Genomic DNA, 20,049 nt, shown 5'->3' on the forward strand with positions numbered 1-20,049 from the left:
AACATATTTCTTAGTCAATTAAAAATTAATTTTATTGACTAAGAATTTGAAATTATTTAGATTTAAAACTTAGTGTCGCTGTCAATTGTAGAGTATCGCCATATCTGTCTAGATTGTATGGTAATTTGATGTTCGCAGCTATTATTTGTAAACCATCTTTTGGTTTTGTGAGTGTGATTGTTGCTATACCTTTTTCATTTGTTGCTATGTTGTCGATATCATCATTTTGATCTTCAAATTCAACTCCTTTTACGGGTTTTCCATCTAGTAAAACTTGGAGTTTTAATTTATCTCCTTCATGTAGTGTTAAAGGATTTTGTAAAGGAACTATTTCAAATTTTAATCCTAATGGTTTTTTTGAACCTTCATCCCAAGAAAAAATACTTTTTCCCATTTTGAAAATTTTTCTTGTTTGAGTGACTTCATTTGCACCAGTAATATCTGTAATATCAGATCTTTTTTGTGCATAATGTTTTCCATCTTTTGTAAATGTGTAATATCCAAAATCATAATTAACACTTGCAACAGCAGGTTTTCCTTCAATAAATATTTTGTTATTTTCGTAGTCATAGCCAGCTTTTAAATTTTTTCCTTGAGAATCTTTTGCACTTATACCAAAAACCCTATCAGGTTGATATTGTCCCCAGTGATCATCAGCCCAAAAACCTACTTCATATCCATTGCTAGTTTGCATAGGAAAGAATTGATGAGCTAAAGCAGAACTTGCTATAAAAAAACTCAAAAACACCATTTTTGAAAATTTCATTTTTTCTCCTTTAAAATAATTTTGATAATCATTATATATATTTTTATTTATATAAAACTTAAGAATGTATTTTAATTTTTCCTTTATAAAAAAGAAAAATATTTTAATTTTTCTTATGTTAAAATCATAAATTTATTTTTAAATATTTAGGAAAAGTTATGAATGATACTATTAATATAATTGGTGCTAAAGAGAATAATCTTAAAAATATCAACCTAGAAATTCCTAAAAATAAGCTTATAGTTTTTACAGGACTTAGTGGAAGTGGTAAATCCACTTTAGCTTTTGGTACGCTTTATGCAGAAGGACAACGCCGCTATATTGAGAGTTTAAGTGCTTATGCAAGGCAGTTTTTAGATAAAGTTGGTAAGCCAAATGTTGATAAAATAGAAGGTTTAACTCCTGCTATTGCTATTGATCAAAAAACAACTTCTAAAAATCCTCGATCAACCGTTGGAACTATTACTGAAATTTATGATTATCTAAGACTTTTATACGCAAGGATTGGCTCACAACATTGTCATCAATGTGGCCAAAAAATCTCATCTATGAGTGCAGCAGATATCGTAGGTGAAATCTTAAAGCTTCCAAAAGGGGCAAAAATCATCATTTATGCACCGTTGATCAAAGAAAAAAAGGGAACTTTTGCAGATCTTTTGGAAAATTTGGTCGCAAAAGGTTATGTTAGAGCACAAATTGATGGGGTTTTAACGCGTCTTGATGAAGATATTGAGCTTGCTAAAACTAAAAAACATACAATAAAGCTTGTGATAGATAGACTCCAAGTGCAAGATGATATGCTAGCAAGACTTGCAAGCGATATAGAAAAAGGTCTTAGTGAGAGCTTTGGTGAAGTGGAAATTGAAGTTTTAAATAATGAAGAATTAAACATAGCAAAACATTTTCATTATAGTGAGCATAATGCTTGTTTTGATTGTAAAATTTCTTTTCCTTTGCTTGAGCCTTTGAGTTTTTCTTTTAATTCTCCAAAAGGTGCTTGTCCAAGTTGTGATGGTCTTGGTATAAGATATACGCTAGATATGAAAAAGCTTATCAATGAAGAATTAAGCTTAGAAGCAGGAGCTGTAAAGCTATTATATGGGTTTAATAAAAGTTATTACTATAAGTTTTTAATGGCCTTTTGCGAGCAAAATGATATAAGGGTAAAAATTCCATATAATGAGCTAAGCGAAGAAGAAAAGCGTCTAGTACTTTATGGTAATGCCAAGGAAATTAACTTTTTATGGAAAAGACATCGCTTAAATCGCAAATTTGAAGGTGCAGTTAAATATGCTTATGAAATGCTAAAAGATGAAAAAGATTTAAGCGAGTATATGAGCGAAAAAACTTGTAAAGATTGCAATGGTCATCGTTTAAGAGCTGAAAGTTTAGCTGTAAAAGTTGCTGAAAAAAATTTGGGTGAAATTTTAGATATGAGCATAGAAAATACTACTGCATTTTTTTCAAAAGAAGCTAATTTTGCATATTTGAGTGAGCAAGAAAGATTGATAGCTAAGCCTATTTTTAAAGAAATTAATGAAAGATTGTTTTTTCTTTATGATGTAGGACTTGGGTATTTATCCTTAGGGCGTGATGCAAGAACAATTAGTGGAGGTGAAGCTCAAAGAATTCGTATAGCATCTCAAATTGGTAGTGGTTTAAGTGGGGTGATGTATGTTTTAGATGAGCCTAGCATTGGTTTGCATGAGCGAGATACAGCAAAACTCATTAAAACTTTAAGAAATCTTCAGCAAAAGGGTAATACTTTAATCGTGGTTGAGCATGATAAAATGACAATAGAAGAAGCAGATTTTATCGTAGATATTGGTCCAAATGCTGGTAAATTTGGTGGTGAAGTTGTATTTAGTGGAACTTATAAAGAATTATTAAAAAGTAAAAGCCAAACTGCCCTTTATATGAGTGGTAAAAAGCAAATTGCCCATCAAAAAAATAGAGAACAAAAAGATTTTATTAGTTTAAAAGATGTGAGTATTAATAATATTCAAAATTTAAGTGTAGATTTTCCATTGCATAATTTAGTAGCAATTACAGGTGTTTCAGGAAGTGGTAAAAGCTCGCTAATCTTGCAAACTTTGCTTCCATTTGCAAAAGAAGAGCTTAACCGTGCTAAAAAAGTTAAAAAACTAAGTGGGGCTAAGATAGAAGGTTTGGAAAAACTTGATAAGGTAATTTATCTTGATCAAAGTCCTATAGGAAGGACTCCTCGTTCAAATCCCGCTACTTATACAGGTGCTATGGATGAAATTCGTAATCTTTTTGCAGCTACCAAAGAAGCTAAAATGCGAGGTTATAAAGCAGGGCGTTTTTCTTTTAATGTTAAAGGTGGAAGATGTGAAAAGTGTAGTGGAGATGGTGAAATTAAAATAGAAATGCACTTTTTGCCTGATGTGATGGTAACTTGTGATGTTTGCAATGGTAAAAGATATAATGATGCAACTTTAGAGATTAAATATAAAGGTAAAAGCATAGCTGATGTTTTAAATATGAGTATTATTGAAGCAAGTGAGTTTTTTACTTCTGTGCCAAAGATAAAACAAAAGCTTGATACTTTGGTAAAAGTTGGGCTTGATTATCTTACCTTGGGACAAAATGCAACTACTTTAAGTGGTGGGGAGGCTCAGCGTATTAAGTTAGCTAAAGAATTAAGTAGAAGCGATACAGGAAAAACTCTTTATATTTTAGATGAACCTACAACAGGACTTCATTTTGAAGATGTTAATAAACTTATTGTAGTTTTGCAACATTTAGTTGATCTTGGAAATAGTGTGTTTGTGATAGAGCATAATTTAGATGTGATTAAAAATGCTGATTATATCATCGATATGGGACCTGAAGGTGGAGTTAAAGGTGGTAAGGTTATAGCTAAAGGTAGCGTTGAAGAGCTTGCTAAAAATCATAAAAAAAGTGGTTCTTATACAGGGTATTATCTAAATTTAGAGCTAAAAAGCATAAAAAAATAAATTGGTTGAAGTTATTCTTCAACCATAAATTTCACCTTTTTTATATTCATAAATACTTTGCATATCTTTATCTCCTCTTCCTGAAAGATTTACAACTATCACACTTTTTTTCTTTAAAGTTGGACAAAGTTTTTCTAAATAAGCTAATGCATGTGAGCTTTCAATAGCGGGTATAATACCTTCTTCTTTACATAATAATTTTAAAGCATTAATACACTCATCATCACTAATAGCATGATAACTTGCTCTTTTACTTTCTTGCAAATATGCGTGCAAAGGCCCTATGCCAGGGTAATCAAGCCCAGCAGAAATACTAAAAGTATGAGCAATATTGCCTTTATCATCTTGTAAAACTTTAGTTTTCATACCATGGATAATACCTTCTTCGCCTTTAGTAAGTGTGGCTGCATGATAAGGTGTATCTTTTCCTAAACCTGCTGCTTCAACGCCTATGAGTTTAACTTTTTCATCTTTTAAAAATGCATGAAAAATTCCAGCAGCATTGCTACCACCTCCAGCTGCTGCTATGATGTAATCAACTTTTTTATTTAATTTTCTAAGTTGCATTTTACATTCTTTACCTATAATGCTTTGAAAATGCGTAACAATTTGTGGATAAGGATAAGGCCCCACTGCACTTCCTACTACATAAAATACTTCTTTGGTATTTTTAACCCAAAACTTTAAAGCCTCATCTACCGCATCACTTAAAGTTTTACTTCCACTTTCTACCGCATGAACTTTTGCTCCTAAAAGCTGCATTTTATAGACATTTAAGACTTGTCTTTTTACATCAATAGCTCCCATAAATATCTCACATTCAAGTCCCAAAAGTGCTGCTGCAGTAGCTGTTGCAAGCCCGTGTTGTCCTGCTCCAGTTTCTGCAATAATTTTTTTCTTATTCATTTTCTTTGCCATTAAGGCTTGAGCTATGGCATTGTTGATCTTATGAGCTCCTGTGTGAGTTAAATCTTCTCTTTTTAAATAAATTTCGTGATTATAAAGCTTGCTTAAATTTTTAGCATAGTATAAAGGCGTAGGTCTTCCCACATAATTAGCTAAGAGTTCTTTTAATTCTGTGTTAAAATCTTTATCTTTTTTGAGTTTTAAAAAAGCTTTTTCTACTTCATCTAATGCTATTTTTACTTCATTTGGCACAAATTGCCCACCAAATTTTCCATAATATTTTTTCATAGTATTTCCTTAAAATGATTAATAATATAAAATCAAAAATGATCAACTAAAACTAAAAATGTAAAATAAAAAATGATTGAAAATGTAGTAGCAGGCTTTAACGCCAAGAAAAAGAAGCTTTGTTGAATGAGTATTCTAAATTTAGTTTAGAAAATTTTTTCCTTTCCATAGTTTTTCCTTTTAAAAAATTGCCAAATGACTTTACATTCTAAGATAATTATTATTAAAAATTCTTTAAAATGATAGTTTGGAAAATAAATACTAAGAAAATTTGTAATGTTTGATTTTTTATATAATGATATAAGCTATATAGGGCTTTTTATAATATGTTTTCTCTCTAGCACGCTTTTGCCTATGGCAAGTGAAGCTTTTGTGCTTGCTTTTGTAAAATTAGATTTTAATGCTTATATGGTTTTATTTATAGCAAGTTTGGGAAATACTTTGGGTAGTTTAAGTACTTATGCGTTAGCTTATTTTGGAGAGAGTCAAATTTTAGAAAAATATTTTAAAAACTCTTTGCGTAAATTAGAAAAAATCAATGCAAATTTTAAAAAATTTGGCTCTTTGTATGCTTTTTTTACTTTTTTACCCATAGTGGGAGATCTTTTTGCATTAGGGCTTGGATTTGCTAAGTATTCTTTTTTAAAAGCAAGTATTTTTATAGCCTTGGGTAAATTAAGTCGTTATGCTTTTGTAATTTTCATAGCAAATTCCATTTAAAAGCCTTGATTTTAAAAGATTTAAAAGTCTAGCATTATCAACATCTTTTAAAACTTTTATGGTGTTTTTTAATTCATGATTTTTCATAGGCATTTTTGCATCTTTAAAACACCTTATCGTGCTTCCTCTAGCAAAAGTACTATCACAAATGACATCTACTAAATACTCATCAAAATTTGCTAAATTTGGATCAAGCATATAAGCAATAGTTAATGCATCGTGTATCCATGTGCCATTTGTGCCTCTTGTTTTGCTTGCAAAATCAATCCAAACTCTTAAAGTCTGCACTAAAAAATCACAAAGAGGATTTTGATTTTCTAAAGCATTTAAATCTTCATGTGTGAGCATAGTTTGCATTGTTGCATTATAAGGAACAAGTGTGATTTTAGCTCTTGAGTTTAAAACTATACTAGCAGCTTCAGGATCAAAACCAAAATTCGTATCTTTGATATGATAAGGCATATCAAAACTTCCACCCATGATAAAAATTTCTTTTACATTTTTATCAAAGTCTTTGAAAAGCTTCATAGCTATGGCTATATTTGTTAAAGGCCCTATAGCGCAAATTGAAATTTCACCTGGGTTTTGCATAATAAGCTCACCCATTTTCATACAAGCATTTGGGTTTATGTTTTCTAGGATTTTTATAGGTTTTATATGATCCCAAAGATGAGTAAGCTTAAACTCTTCTACGCCTTTATCTAGTCTTTGTCTCCAAAAATGACTATCTTCACATAAAGCTTCATGAGCACCTAAATACAAAGGTATATATAGATTAAGCTTATTTAATAAATCTTTAGCAACACTATAAGCGGTTAAAGCTTGCACATTACCACTTAAAGTGCTAATCATTTCAAGTTTGATTTCTTTGGAGGCTAAAATAAGTCCAAGGGCTAAACCATCATCAGTATTAGCCCCTGCTATTCCATTGCCTATATCAGTATCTAAAATAAGGCGTATCATATCGCATCTTCTATTAAATTTAAATCCCTGCCTCTAGTTTCTGGTGCAAAGAAAGTTGTTATAAAACCAATTCCTGCGGTGATAACAAAATACAAGGCTATTGGCCACCAAGTGCCATAATAAGCAAGCAAAGCTGAAGCTATCATAGGAGCGGTTCCTCCTGAAAGTATAGAGCCAAATTCTTTTGCTAGTGCCATTTTGGTATAGCGATTTTTTGCTCCAAAAAGCTCCACACCCCACGCAGCTTGCACGCCAAAAATTCCTAAAGATGCCAAAGACATACCTACAATGATAGTTAAAATTACAATAATTTCATTTTTACTATCAAGTAGCATAAAAGCAGGGAAAGCATAAAGCATTAAAAGCAAGCAAAAGGTTCTATAAGTAATACGCCTTCCAAATTTATCACTTAAATATCCTGCTAAAGGTATAACCAAAAATCCCACCAAAGAAGCGATAACAACAGCAGTTGTGGCTACTGATTTATCAAGAAGTAAAATTTTAGTTACATAACCTACTATAAAGCCTTGTGCAAGATAAGATGGTCCATTTTCTCCTATCCTTATACCCACCATAGTCCAAAATGCACGACTTTTCTGCCAAAAAGTTCTTTCATCTTTTTTCATATGTGCTTCATTTTCATGACGAATTTTTAGCATTAATTCTTTTTGTTTTTCAAAAACAGGAGTTTCTTTTACATTTAAACGCATATAAACAGCAAAAAGTGCTATAAAAATACTTCCTATAAAAGGAATTCTCCATCCCCATTCTTTAAAACTAGCATCATCCATACTTGTAACTAAAAGCCACACAAAAGCTGCAAGTAAGGTTCCACTGTTTGATCCAAGTGCTATAACAGAAGAGATTAAACCTCTATGTTTGCTAGGAGCATATTCTCCAAGCATGACAGTCCCACCTGAAAGCTCAGCACCTGCTCCAAAGCCTTGCATAAAACGCAAAATAACCAAACATATAGGAGCCCAAATTCCAATTACTGCATAACTTGGTATAAAACCAATTAAAGTAGTTGAAATACCCATTAATGCAATGGTGCTCATTAATACATTTTTTCTTCCGTATTTATCTCCTAAATATCCAAAAAATAAAGCTCCAATAGGTCTAGCGATAAAACCTATGCCATAAGTAACAAAACTAAGCAATAATGCTATAACAGGAGTTTGCTCAGGAAAGAAAACTTCTGAAAAAACAGTAGCTGCAGCTAAGCCATAAAGTGCAAAATCTGCATATTCCATAGCAGTTCCTAGCCAACACGAAAACACAGCCTTTTTAAAAGCCTTTTTTCCTTGTGGAGTTTGAAAATTTTCATCCGCGATTGATTTTGTTTGCAAGATTAAACCTTTATTTGAAATTTCAAAATGATAATTTTATCTAAAATGCTTAAAATGGAAATTTAATACTTTTTACCGACTTTTAAATAATTTTGGGAGATAATTATTATTAAATTTGCTAAAATGCTGAGTATCTTTATGTTGTATAATTTTTATGTTATATAACAATAATTATACAAATATAAAACAAAATAGCTTTTGAAGAATTATAAAAATTGTTATTTGAATTTTTAGTATCAGTACATAAATATTTTTTCTGAATTTTATAAAAAGTATTTATGTTATATTTTAATGAAATCAAAAAGAAATAACAGCAAATTTTTATCTTAATGTGATAAACAGTGTTAACATAGAAAAAATGTTTATATTGGCAAATGTATTGGAAATTATGATTCTGCTAATTCTTAAATATTATTTTGTGGTGTGTAGTTTTAGATGTTTGGAAAGCTTAAAAAATTTAACAATTTAGTAGAGGCAAATGATATTAATTTTACATGATCGATTGAAATTTTAGTGAATGCTGAATATGAATTATCCAATGAAATTGTTTGTTGTAGTTTTTACAATTTAAAAAATAATATAAATTAATTAATCATTGAAAGATTTGGATATCCAATTTTTAGGCGATCTATTTTTGGCAAATTTGGGAAAAGATATGCATTGATAACTAAAAATACTAGAAAACATCTTAAATTTTTTGGATAATATGAAGTTAAATGGTATTAGCAATACTATGTAATTAAGTATGCTAATATATAAAAACAATTGATATTTATAATTTTAGATATTTTGATAGAATGCTTTGTTATATATTTAATTTTTTATTTAATATATTATTAGTGCAAATTAAATGTTTTTACTGATAATAATTAAGGGAATATCAATTATAACTTGTGGTGGTAATATGAAAAAATTTACTTTTATTGATTTGTTTGCAGGTATAGGCGGGTTTCATTTAGCTATGGAAAATTTAGGTGGAAAATGTGTTTTTGCATCAGAAATTGATAATTATGCAAGAAGAACATATGAGTATAATTTTAAAAAGATTAATCAAGAGTTATTTCAAAATGGATTATTTAATGATGATATTCGAAAGATAAGTCCGCTTGAATTGCCAAATTTTGATCTTCTTTGTGCAGGTTTTCCGTGTCAGCCATTTAGTCAAGCTGGTTATAAGCGTGGTTTTGGGGATGTGTATAAATCAGAACGCGGTAATTTATTTTTTAATATTGTTGAGATATTAGATGTAAAAAAACCAAGAGCTTTTTTTTTGGAAAATGTTCGTGGTATAATTAATCATGATAATGGTAAAACATTTAAAACTATTAGAGATATTTTAGAAAATGAATTAGGATATAGTTTTTATTTTAAAATAATTAAAGCCCTTGATTTTGGTTTACCTCAATTAAGACCAAGGGTTTTTATGATTGGATTTAGAGACGATACTAGTGAAAAAAAATTTTCTTTTCCAGATCCTATTCCACTTAGATTTACCATGTCAGATGTATGGCAAGGTAATTGTAGCAGAGAAATTGGTTATACATTGCGTGTTGGTGGACGTGGTTCTAAGATTGATGATAGGCGAAACTGGGATAGATACTTAGTGGATGGAGAAGTTAGACAAATAATGCCAGAACAAGCTAAAAAAATGCAAGGTTTTCCTGATGATTTTACTTTCCCAGTTTCAAATATAGAAGCAATGAAACAATTGGGGAATAGTGTAGCTATTGATGCTGTAAGAGCTTGTGGTAAACAACTGGTTGATTATATGTTTTTATTAGATAAAGAAAACAAAGGAAAATGTATGATAAAAAAAACTAAAAATAAAGGTGAATGGACTGAGATATATTCTTTTTTAAAATTGCTAAATGATAAGAAAATATCGCTAGCAGATAAAGATCTTAATCCAAAGGCAGATTTTTTTAATGTAACAAAGATAACCACTTTAAATATTCAACAAGTATATCATCTAAGTAAAAATGATATTGTTAAAATTGAAAATAAAGAAACTGGAAAAACACATGAAGTTAAAGTATCGGATTTTTTAAACGATAGTGTTGTTAAAGATCTTGCTAATGCAATAAAAAATGGAGAAGGTTCGTCTTTTGATATTTCAAATTTTCATGTTATTAGCAATGAATTGGGTGTGTCGTTAATTAAAGGTGGGAATTCAAATCAGAAAGCAGATATTTTGTTAGATATAGAAAAAGACAAAACAAAGTACTGTGATAATGGGTTTAGTATTAAATCCCACCTAGGAAATTTACCAACGTTGCTTAATGCTTCTGGTAATACAAATTTTGTATATAAAATTCAAGGGTTATCAATGACTCAGCTAGATCTTATTAATGAAATCGAGACAAAATCAAAAGTAAAAGATCGAGTGAATGCTATCTATGAAAAAGGTGGGTTACTTTGTTTTGAAAAAGTAGAGCAAACAACAATGACATATAACCTTAATTTAATTGATAGTGTAATGCCAGAACTTATTTCATATATGCTAATTGAATTTCATAAAAACAGACATGATAGTATTAACAAAAATTTAGAGCAAATATATAAAAAGTATAAAGAAAAATTTGGAACAGATTTGGATGGTTTAAAGGTTAAAATAAAACGTTTACTTGTAGCAATTTTATTGGGTTTTTTTGCAGGTGAAAAATGGAATGGTAAATATTTGGCTAATGGAGCAATTATTGTAAAAAGTGATGGCGAGCAGGTTGCCTATCATATTACAGATTTAGAAACGCTAGAGGATTATTTGTATGAAAATATTCGATTTGATACTCCATCAACTACAAGACATAGATATGGTTCTGTTTTTATGGAAAACGGAGAATTATTTTTTAAATTAAATTTACAGTTAAGGTTTAAGAGTGATAAAAACCATGAACGAATAAGCAAGAAAAATATATTATCAACATCTGGATATTCAAAAAAAAATGAAAACTTTAACCATAATTGATACTTTTGGCTTTTTCTTTAGACTTTTTTATGCTTTAAAGGGTTTGAAAAATTCAAAAGGTGAGCCTAGTAATATGATTAGCGGTTTTGCTAATTTTATTTATAGTTTGAAAAATGAACATCCTAATGATATGATTATTTTTGCTCTTGATAGCAAAGGAAAAACTTTTAGAAGTGAAATTGATCCAAATTATAAAATCAACCGCACTCCGCCTCCACCTGATTTATTAGCTCAAATTCCAATTTGCATTCAAATGATAGAAAAAATGGGTTTTTCAAGTTTTTCTTGCGAAGGATATGAGGCTGATGATATCATCGCATCTTTAGTTAAAGAGTGTGAAAGTAAGGATATTTTTATAAGAATTATCACTCAAGATAAAGATTTATATCAACTTATAAAAGATGATAAAGTTAGTATTTATAGCCCTATTTCAAAAAATGATTATAATGAAGCAGGGTGTTTGGAAAAATATGGGGTAAAACCTAGCCAAATAAGAGATTTTTTAGCTCTATGTGGAGATAGTTCAGATAATATCCCAGGGGTAAAAGGAATTGGTGCTAAGGGTGCTAAGAATTTACTTGATGAGTTTGAAAGTATTGAGGGAATTTATGAAAACTTAACACTAGTGCGTAATGAGAGAAGTCGTAATTTGTTGTTTGAAGGCAAAGAAAATGCCTTTTTAAGCAAAAAACTTGCTTCTTTGTATGAAAATTTAGATGTAAAAGATATGCTTTTAAATTGTGAGTATCCAAAAGATGAGCCTTTGCTTAAGATTATGGATATTTTAGAGCATTATGAATTAAATGCTTTGTTAAAAAAACTACGCACTAATCCTACTAATAAAGATAAAAATTTAGGATTTAATGCAAGATTAATTTTAGAAGAGAAAGAATTATTTGAAATTTTAGAAAAAATTGATGATCAAAGCATTGTTGCTTTTGACACCGAAACTACGGGCTTGGATACTAAAGAAGCTAAGATAGTAGGGTTTAGTTTTTGTTTTCATGAAAGTGAAGCCTTTTATGTGCCACTTGCACATGATTATTTAGGAGTTTGTAAGCAAATTTCTATGCAAGTGGCTAAAAAGGGTATAGAAAAAATATATCAAAGTACGGTTATAGGCCATAATCTTAAATATGATTTTGAAATCATAAAAAATAATTTTAATTTACTTCCTCCAAAAAACTATGCTGATACTATGATACTTGCATGGCTTAAAGAGCCAAGTTTGCGTGTAAATATGGATGATTTGGCAAAAAGATTGTTTGCTTATGAGACTTTACATTTTGAAGACTTGGTAAAAAAAGGAGAAAACTTTGCAGGAGTGGATGTAGAAAAAGCTTGTAAATATGCTGCTGAAGATGCTTATATTACTTTAAGATTTTATTTGTATTTTTTAAAAAAATTAGAAAAGCCTTTGTTTGAACTTGCACAAAAAAGTGAGTTTGAATTTATCAAAGTGCTTATTATGATGGAAAATAATGGCATTAAACTTGACACTCAAAAGCTTGAAAACTTAATGCAAAGTTTTAATCAAGATATTAAAATACTAAGTGAAAAAATATATGATTTAGCGGGTGAAAAATTTAATATTAACTCTCCTAAACAAGTAGGGGATATTTTATTTGAAAAATTAAAACTACCAAGTGGCAAAAAAAGCAAAACAGGTTATTCTACTGATGAAAAGGTTTTAAATGCTATTTTAGATAACCATCTGATTGTGAAAGAAATTTTAGCTTACAGAGAGCTTGCAAAATTAGTTTCTACTTATTGTGAACCTTTGTTAAAATTAGCTAAAAAAGATGAAAATTCAAGAATTTATTCAAGTTTTTTGCAAACAGGAACAGCTACTGGACGCCTTTCATCAAAAGATCCAAATTTGCAAAATATCCCTGCACATGGTCAATATGCTAAGGATTATAAATCTTGCTTTATTGCAAAAGAAGGATTTAGTTTTATCTCACTTGATTATTCACAAATTGAGCTTAGAATGCTAGCACATTTTAGTGAAGATGAGAAATTATTAGAAGCGTTTTCAAACGATGAGGATATTCATGCAAAAACTGCTATTATGATTTTTGGCCATAGTGATTATGAGACAAGAAGTATTGCTAAAAGTATAAATTTTGGTCTTATTTATGGTATGGGTTATAAGACTTTGAGTCAAAATTTAAAAATAGAAGCGAAGTTAGCTAAAGAATATATTGAAAAATATTTTGAGAATTTTACTAGTATTAAAACTTATTTTGAAAAGGTAAAAAATGAAGCTAAGCAAAATGGCTTTATAAGTACTTTACTAGGTCGTAAGCGTTATTTTGATTTTGAAAATGCAAAGCCTATGCAAATTGCAATGCATGAAAGAGAGAGTATTAACTCTATACTTCAAGGTTCAGCTGCCGATATAATAAAATTGGCAATGATAGAAATAAGTAGAAATTTGGATGAAAATAAACGCTTAATTTTACAAATTCATGATGAGCTTATTTTTGAAGTAAAAGATGAACTTTGTGAGGATTTTGCAAAAAAAGCTAGTGATATTATGGAAAATATTGTAAAATTAAAAGTTAAATTAAAAACTTCATCAAGTGTTGCCAAAAATTGGGGTATATTAAAATAAGGAGAATGTTTAATGGATCTTTCAACCATACTTGGGATGGTATTAGCTGTTGTTAGTATTTCTGTAGGGGATATTTTAGAGGGTGGTAACCCTTTGCATGTTTTACACTTAGCGTCTTTTATTATCGTGGTGCCTACAGCAGCTTTTTGCGCAATGACTTCTACACATAAAAAAATTGTTAAAGGTGCATATAAGGAATTAAAGGTAGTTTTTAAAGGTTCGGGAGTAAATTTAAGTCAAAGAATAGCTGAGCTTGTAGAATACTCTGTTATAGCAAGAAGAGATGGACTTTTGGCTTTAGAGTCAAAAACTAATGAAATTGACAATGAGTTCTTAAAAGAAGCTATGATGATGATGGTAGATGGTAAGAGCGTAGAAGAAATTAAAGAAAGTATGGAAATTCAAGTAGAAGAAATGGAAGAATATTATAAAGAATGTGCAGAATATTGGATACGCTTTGGTGAAACTTGTCCTACTATGGGGCTTGTTGGCGCTGTTTTTGGATTGATTTTAGCACTTAAACTACTCGATGATCCACAGGCTATGGCAGCGGGTATTTCAGGAGCTTTTACAGCAACTGTTACGGGAATTTTTGGTGCTTATGCTTTATTTGGGCCTTGGGGTAATAAAATGAAAGCTAATTCACATGATTTAATTAAGGAAAGAATAGTTATTTCTCACGCTATTGTAAGTATTGCAGAAGGAGCTAATCCAAGAGATTTGGAGGCAAAGTTATTTAACTATTTAAGTCATGATGAGCCTAGAATTTCTCAATTTGATAAATAAGAGTTAAAAATGGGAAAAAAACATAAATGTCCAGAATGTCCAGCAGGTGAAAAATGGGCAGTGCCTTATGCAGACTTTTTAAGTTTGCTTTTGGCGCTTTTTATTGCTCTTTGGGCGATTTCTGAAAGTAATCCTGCAAAAACTGAAGCCTTGAAAACTGAATTTGTTAAAATTTTTGAATTCACTGCTTCTAGTCCTTTAGAAAAAGAAAGTGAAGTGCATAATAAATATAGCGCACCTTCAAATGCAAATGTAGAAGAGCTTGAAAAACTTAAGAAATTAAGTATTACTCAACAAGAAAATATAGAAAAATTAAAAGCAGCATTAGATCAAAGAGAAAATAATATAGTTTTAAATTTACCAGCTAGAGTTGAATTTGCTAGGGGTAGTATTCAGATTGATTCTGCTGATGTACAAGATTTTTTAAAGCGTATTAGTGAAGTGCTTAAGAAAATGCCAAAGCAAGCTCAAATAGAACTTAGAGGTTATACTGATGCAAGCGATAGGGATCCTAAGAGAAATTTTGATTTAGCTAGTAAAAGATCTCAAGTTGTAGCCGATTATTTAATAGCTAAAGGAATCGATCCAACTCAACTTATAATTGTAAGTTTTGGTGATAATTACCCTTTAAGTGCAAATAAAGAAGATGAAATAAATAATAGGGTAGAGTTTTATATTCGTGTAGATTCTTCAGACAATCAAGTTAGAAAGTCAGTATTAGATCAAATAGAAACTTTTAAATAACAAATAAGCTTTATAAACTTATTTGTTATTTTCTCCGCCAAAACGAAGCAATGCTGAACCCCAAGTAAATCCACCACCAAAAGCATCAAGCAATATTAGTGAGCCTTGTTTTAAACGACCTTGTTCATAAGCATCATTCATTGCCATAGGTATTGAGGCTGCTGAAGTATTGCCGTATTTTTGCACTGTAACTACGCATTGTTCATCTGTAAAATTTAATTTTTCTTGCACGGCTTTAATAATTCTTAAATTAGCCTGATGAGGTATAAAAAGATCAATTTCTTCACTTTTTATATTATTTTTTGCAAGAATATCAACAACATCATTACTTAGAGTATTTACTGCAATTTTAAATACTTCATTTCCTTTCATTTGCATAGAAAGAGGAGAGCAAATGCTACTTTTTTGAGATCTTTGAGTTATTAATAAATCTCCAAACTCCCCATCACTTGCTGTATGAGTATCTATAATCGGATAATTATCATCTAAAGATACAATTCCAGCACCAGCTCCATCGCCAAATAAAACACAAATACTTCTATCTGTATAGTCTATAATAGAGCTAATTTTTTCAGCTCCAATAATTAAAACATTTTTCTTTGTTTTGCTTTCAACCATAGATTTAGCAAGTTCTAAAAGATAAATAAACCCTGAACATGCTGCAGAAATGTCAAAAGCAGTGATGTCTTTTAATCCAAGATTATGAGCAATTTTACATGCAGTTGATGGCATAGTAAAGCAATCAGGACTTAAAGTAGCAACAATAATAGCATCTATGTCTTGAGGTTTTAAATTCGCTCTTTGTATAGCTTTGATAGCTGCTTTAGTACCAAGATCACTTGTGTTTTCATCATCATTTGCTATGCGTCTTTGTTCTATTCCTGTTCTTCTTAATATCCACTCATCACTAGTTTGCACCATAGATTCTAATTCTTTATTGCTAAGTATTTTTTCGGGAATGTAAGAAGCTATACTTTTTAATGAAGCTTTAGTTGATTTCATAATTGGCAAGTTCTTTTTCTATAGTTTGATTTATATTTGATTGTGTAAAATTTAATGCTTGAAAAATAGCATTTTTAATGGCTTTTGGACCGCTTTTACCATGACTTATAATGACACATTCTTTCACACCTAGAAGTGGGGCCCCGCCATATTCTTCATAATCAATGTGGGTTTTTAATTCATTAAAAGCAGGTTTTGCTAAAAGATAGCCAAGTTTTGATAAAAAAGATTTTTGAATTTCTTGTTTTAAAAGTTTTGTAATAACACTTGCTACACCTTCGCCGGTTTTAAGTAAGATATTTCCATTAAAACCATCGCATACTAATACATCTATCGTGCCATTAAATATATCTCTTCCTTCAGCATTTCCGACAAAATTTGAAAGTTGCTTTAAAAGTTGATGGGTTTCTTTAGTAAGCTCATTTCCTTTGCATTCTTCTTCACCATTTGAAAGCAAAGCAACTCTAGGCTTAGCAATTTTTAAAATTTCTTTAGCATAGGCTTCACCCATAATGGCAAATTGAAACAAATGTTCACTTTTGCAATCAACATTTGCACCAACATCTAACACTAATGTTCTTGAATGGATATTTGGCATTAAAGTGGCTATTGCAGGTCTAGCGATATTGGCTAATCTTCCAAGTCTTAAAGTAGCCAAACTCATAGTAGCTCCACTATGTCCAGCTGACACAACAGCTTTTGCTTTTTGATTTCTTACTAAATCTATGGCTTTGTAGATTGTACTATCTTTTCGTTTTAATGCATCTGTAGAATTTTCTTCCATAGCAAATACATCAAAAGCCTCTTCATATTCTATATATGAGTTTAATTCTTGAGGGATTAAGGTTTTAAGCTTTTGAGGATCTCCTACTAAGATGGCTTTAAATTTTCGCTCTTTTAGAGCTTGAATTACACCTTCTATAATAGGCTTTTCCCCAAAATCACCACCCATTGCATCAATAGCAATGCTCGTCATTGTTCTTAATATTCCTTAGTTACAGGATTTACACGATGAGGCATTTTGTAGCTACCATCTTTATCCTTAATAGGCATAGGTAGGGTAACTTTGTAATGAGTTCTGCGTTTTGCTGCGCGAGTTTTGCTCACTCTTCTCTTAGGTACTGCCATTTTTTACTCCTTTATTAATTTAAACATTTATTACAATAAAAATAATCACTTAAGTAAGATTGTAATTCACTTGTAGCAAGCTCTATTAAGTCAATATGAGAGTCAAAAAACTCCATAGTATCACTTAAAGTATTATTTTCATCTTTAAAAATTCCATCGCTTGCAAAAAGCTCTATATTTTGATCGATTTCAAGTTCCATTTCATTACCACATCGATCGCAATTTCTATAAGTAAATCCTTTAAAATTAGCTGTTATTTTAGCTAATTTTGGATTAACTTTTGTAATAGTTCCTTCAAAAACTATATTATCAAGATCTAGTTTAAAAGGATAAGCTACAGAGCTAAGTTTTGCAAAGGCAATTTTCATTATAAAATTTCAGTTTTTGAAAAGAAAAATTCTATTTCAATTTTTGCATTTTCCAAGCTATCGCTTCCATGAACCGCGTTTGCATCAATACTATCTGCAAAATCTGCTCTGATAGTACCAGGAGCCGCTTCTTTTGGATTTGTAGCACCCATTAATTCTCTGTTTTTTAACACAGCATTTTCGCCTTCTAAAACAGAAACCACAACTGGACCACTGATCATAAATTCAACTAAGTCTTTAAAAAATGGTCTATCTTTGTGTACAGCATAAAATTCTTGTGCTTCTTTTTCTGAAAGCTGTATTTTTTTTGTAGCCGCTATTCTTAGACCATTGCTTTCAAAGCGTGTTAAAATTTGACCAATAACGCCTTTTTTTACTGCATCAGGTTTAATAATAGAAAGTGTTTTTTCCAAAATCGTCCCCTTAATTTAGATAAGTTTTATATTTATAAAAGAGCTAATTATATCAAAAAATGCTTTAAAATTATATAAAAATTGTAATTTTGAGTTATAAAATGAAGAAGCTACAAGCATCTTAAATACTAGAAAGATGCTTGTATTGGGTATTAATTAAGCAAATACCGGAGTTGAGCCATCTCTTAAATCGCTTCCGATATTATCACGACTTGGTTGACCACTAACTACATCGCTCCATACAATACAGCCATCAGTTGGACATGCACTTGCACATGCTGGCTGATCATTATGTCCTACACATTCAACACATTTATCAGCATAAACATAATATCTATCTTCGCCCTCAGGGTTATTTGCATCATCTACGATTGCACTTACTGGGCATTCATCTATACAAGAACCACATGCTATACAAATATCAGTAATTTTAACTGCCATTTTTTACTCCTTAAATATTAAAAGTTTAATATAAGATTATCAAAATTGTCTTAATTTTATTCTTAAAATCTTTTAATTTTGATAATAAAATTAATTTACATACAAATTTACACAATTAATAAATTTTTAAATTTACAAATGATATTATTTTGTTACAAATAAAATTTATTAATTAGGAGATAAACGATGATAGTAACTAAAAAAGCTATTGATTTTACAGCACCTGCTGTATTAGGTAATAATGAAATAGTTGAAGATTTTAATCTTTATAAAAATATAGGACCAAAAGGTGCAGTAGTATTTTTCTATCCAAAAGATTTTACTTTTGTTTGCCCTTCTGAAATTATTGCTTTTGATAAAAGATATCAAGATTTTAAAGATAGAGGTATTGAAGTAATTGGTGTATCTTGCGATAACGAATTCTCTCACTTTGCTTGGAAAAATATGCCTGTAAATCAAGGTGGTATAGGTCAAGTTAAATTTCCTTTAGTAGCTGACTTAACAAAACAAATTGCTAGAAATTTTGATGTTTTATTTGAAGAAGCAGTTGCTTTAAGAGGTTCTTTCTTGCTTGATGCTGATGGAACAATCCGCCATGCAGTTATAAATGACTTACCACTTGGAAGAAACATTGATGAAATGATTAGAATGGTTGATACTATGTTATTTACTAATGAACATGGTGAAGTTTGCCCAGCTGGTTGGAATAAAGGCGATGAAGGTATGAAGGCTGACCCTAAAGGTGTTGCTGATTATCTAAGTAAAAACGAAAATAAATTATAATTTTTTAAGCTGAAAGTTTTTCTTTCAGCTTAGCATAAATTGTGTTATAAAGTTACAATACTCTCAAAATATACTGATTAATATACATTTTTGATAAATGCTTTTAAAATATTATAACTAGGACATCATGTAATAAATAATTTACTTTTTATTTTATATATTTATTATTTTGTTGTTATTTTGTTATATTAATAGCATGATAATCGTTGTATAAAAATTTACTACAAAATTTTAAGGAGCTTTTATGGTTTTTTCATTTTCTAAGAGCTTATCTTCAAAGCTTATATGGATAATGTGTGTAGGTGTAGTTTCTATTGTAATACTGATTAATTTAGTCAGTTATTTTAATTCAAAAAATAGTACTTTTGATTTACTAACAGAAATACAAGTAAACAATATGGTGGATACAAATGCTCTGTATGATTTTTATGGAAAAACTAAAAGATTAGCTATAGAATCTTTAGCAGAGCAATTTTCTAGTAATTTAAATATGCCTTCAGAACAAATTATGCAAAATCTCAAACTAGCTGCAAAAACTTCTGGGTTTGAGCTAGTTTATGTTGGTTTTGAAGATAGTGGCAAAAATTATCAATCAGATGGTCAAGTACTTGATTTATCAAAGGGTTATGATACTAAAAATAGAGGTTGGTATAAAGAAGCTAAAGCAGCTGGAAAATTTATAACAACTGATCCATATAAATCTGTAACAACAGGAGAAATAGGAATTACTTATGCCATTCCTGTTTATGCTAATGGAAAACTCTTAGCGGTAGTTGGAGGTGACTATAATTTACATACTTTTTCTAAAGATGTTTTAGCTATAGGGCAT

Annotated in this window: 18 protein-coding genes; 8 read left to right on the forward strand and 10 right to left on the reverse strand. The window is 30.1% G+C overall.

Annotation, left to right across the window (positions count from 1 at the left end; all coding sequences use genetic code 11):
* Positions 1-52: 52 nt before the first annotated feature.
* Positions 53-766 carry a DUF4198 domain-containing protein gene (locus tag L8U04_RS01385; RefSeq protein WP_220566597.1) on the reverse strand — a complete coding sequence of 238 codons (714 nt, stop codon included), beginning with the start codon at positions 764-766 and terminating at the stop codon, positions 53-55.
* Between the two features lie 158 nt (positions 767-924).
* Here L8U04_RS01385 and uvrA point away from each other — a divergent pair, with 158 nt between their 5' ends.
* Positions 925-3,747 carry an excinuclease ABC subunit UvrA gene (gene uvrA, locus L8U04_RS01390; protein ID WP_263670100.1) on the forward strand — a complete coding sequence of 941 codons (2,823 nt, stop codon included), beginning with the start codon at positions 925-927 and terminating at the stop codon, positions 3,745-3,747.
* 18 nt (positions 3,748-3,765) lie between these two features.
* Here uvrA and trpB read toward each other — a convergent pair whose 3' ends face one another.
* Positions 3,766-4,941, reverse strand: a complete 1,176-nt coding sequence (gene trpB, locus L8U04_RS01395; protein ID WP_263671237.1) for a tryptophan synthase subunit beta — start codon at positions 4,939-4,941, stop codon at positions 3,766-3,768.
* 276 nt (positions 4,942-5,217) lie between these two features.
* Here trpB and L8U04_RS01400 point away from each other — a divergent pair, with 276 nt between their 5' ends.
* A complete protein-coding gene (locus tag L8U04_RS01400; RefSeq protein WP_263709240.1) occupies positions 5,218-5,661 on the forward strand; it encodes a YqaA family protein in 444 nt (147 codons plus the stop codon).
* Here L8U04_RS01400 and L8U04_RS01405 read toward each other — a convergent pair.
* Positions 5,617-6,621, reverse strand: coding sequence for a nucleoside hydrolase (locus tag L8U04_RS01405; protein WP_263671245.1), 1,005 nt, complete (start codon positions 6,619-6,621; stop codon positions 5,617-5,619). The two genes, L8U04_RS01400 and L8U04_RS01405, sit on opposite strands and share 45 nt — an antisense overlap.
* Positions 6,621-7,973 (reverse strand): MFS transporter, encoded by a 1,353-nt coding sequence (locus L8U04_RS01410; protein WP_243705651.1) that lies wholly within the window; start codon positions 7,971-7,973, stop codon positions 6,621-6,623. The genes L8U04_RS01405 and L8U04_RS01410 overlap by 1 nt, the downstream gene beginning before the upstream one ends.
* 904 nt (positions 7,974-8,877) lie before the next feature.
* Here L8U04_RS01410 and L8U04_RS01415 point away from each other — a divergent pair.
* The 4 genes from L8U04_RS01415 to motB are packed head-to-tail and all read left to right on the forward strand — an operon-like array spanning position 8,878 to position 15,085.
* Positions 8,878-10,938, forward strand: coding sequence for an HpaII family restriction endonuclease (locus L8U04_RS01415; RefSeq protein WP_263709241.1), 2,061 nt, complete (start codon positions 8,878-8,880; stop codon positions 10,936-10,938).
* The gene (polA, locus tag L8U04_RS01420; RefSeq protein ID WP_263709243.1) at positions 10,916-13,555 is read left to right on the forward strand and encodes a DNA polymerase I; all 2,640 of its coding nucleotides are present in this window, start codon (positions 10,916-10,918) and stop codon (positions 13,553-13,555) included. Before L8U04_RS01415 ends, polA begins: the two co-directional genes overlap by 23 nt.
* A gap of 12 nt (positions 13,556-13,567) precedes the next feature.
* Entirely contained in the window at positions 13,568-14,341 is a 774-nt protein-coding gene (gene motA / locus L8U04_RS01425; protein ID WP_133319563.1) for a flagellar motor stator protein MotA, read from the forward strand.
* A gap of 9 nt (positions 14,342-14,350) precedes the next feature.
* Positions 14,351-15,085 carry a flagellar motor protein MotB gene (motB, locus tag L8U04_RS01430; RefSeq protein ID WP_263660485.1) on the forward strand — a complete coding sequence of 245 codons (735 nt, stop codon included), beginning with the start codon at positions 14,351-14,353 and terminating at the stop codon, positions 15,083-15,085.
* Between the two features lie 18 nt (positions 15,086-15,103).
* On the opposite strand, the gene L8U04_RS01435 is transcribed toward motB, so the two are convergent.
* The 6 genes from L8U04_RS01435 to L8U04_RS01460 all read right to left on the reverse strand — a co-directional run bounded on the left by L8U04_RS01435 (position 15,104) and on the right by L8U04_RS01460 (position 18,437).
* The gene (locus L8U04_RS01435; protein WP_263662796.1) at positions 15,104-16,087 is read right to left on the reverse strand and encodes a beta-ketoacyl-ACP synthase III; all 984 of its coding nucleotides are present in this window, start codon (positions 16,085-16,087) and stop codon (positions 15,104-15,106) included.
* Positions 16,074-17,063, reverse strand: coding sequence for a phosphate acyltransferase PlsX (gene plsX, locus L8U04_RS01440; protein WP_263659786.1), 990 nt, complete (start codon positions 17,061-17,063; stop codon positions 16,074-16,076). Before plsX ends, L8U04_RS01435 begins: the two co-directional genes overlap by 14 nt.
* Positions 17,064-17,068: 5 nt before the next feature.
* Positions 17,069-17,215, reverse strand: a complete 147-nt coding sequence (rpmF, locus tag L8U04_RS01445) for a 50S ribosomal protein L32 (RefSeq protein WP_012662034.1) — start codon at positions 17,213-17,215, stop codon at positions 17,069-17,071.
* Between the two features lie 14 nt (positions 17,216-17,229).
* Positions 17,230-17,583, reverse strand: coding sequence for a hypothetical protein (locus tag L8U04_RS01450; protein WP_133319567.1), 354 nt, complete (start codon positions 17,581-17,583; stop codon positions 17,230-17,232).
* Positions 17,583-17,996 carry a nucleoside-diphosphate kinase gene (gene ndk / locus L8U04_RS01455; RefSeq protein ID WP_039642239.1) on the reverse strand — a complete coding sequence of 138 codons (414 nt, stop codon included), beginning with the start codon at positions 17,994-17,996 and terminating at the stop codon, positions 17,583-17,585. Before ndk ends, L8U04_RS01450 begins: the two co-directional genes overlap by 1 nt.
* A 156-nt stretch (positions 17,997-18,152) precedes the next feature.
* Positions 18,153-18,437 (reverse strand): ferredoxin, 4Fe-4S, encoded by a 285-nt coding sequence (locus L8U04_RS01460; protein ID WP_039619165.1) that lies wholly within the window; start codon positions 18,435-18,437, stop codon positions 18,153-18,155.
* A 186-nt stretch (positions 18,438-18,623) separates the two neighbouring features.
* Between L8U04_RS01460 and L8U04_RS01465 the strand changes: the two genes are divergently transcribed.
* Both L8U04_RS01465 and L8U04_RS01470 read left to right on the forward strand, forming a co-directional pair.
* On the forward strand, positions 18,624-19,220 hold the full coding sequence (locus tag L8U04_RS01465) for a peroxiredoxin (RefSeq protein ID WP_263671241.1): 597 nt from the start codon (positions 18,624-18,626) through the stop codon (positions 19,218-19,220).
* A 244-nt stretch (positions 19,221-19,464) separates the two neighbouring features.
* Positions 19,465-20,049: cache domain-containing protein (locus L8U04_RS01470; RefSeq protein ID WP_263709244.1), on the forward strand; the 585-nt coding region annotated here is incomplete at its 3' end.

Source organism: Campylobacter sp. IFREMER_LSEM_CL908 (genome assembly GCF_025771545.1).
GTDB classification, from domain to species: domain Bacteria; phylum Campylobacterota; class Campylobacteria; order Campylobacterales; family Campylobacteraceae; genus Campylobacter_D; species Campylobacter_D lari_D.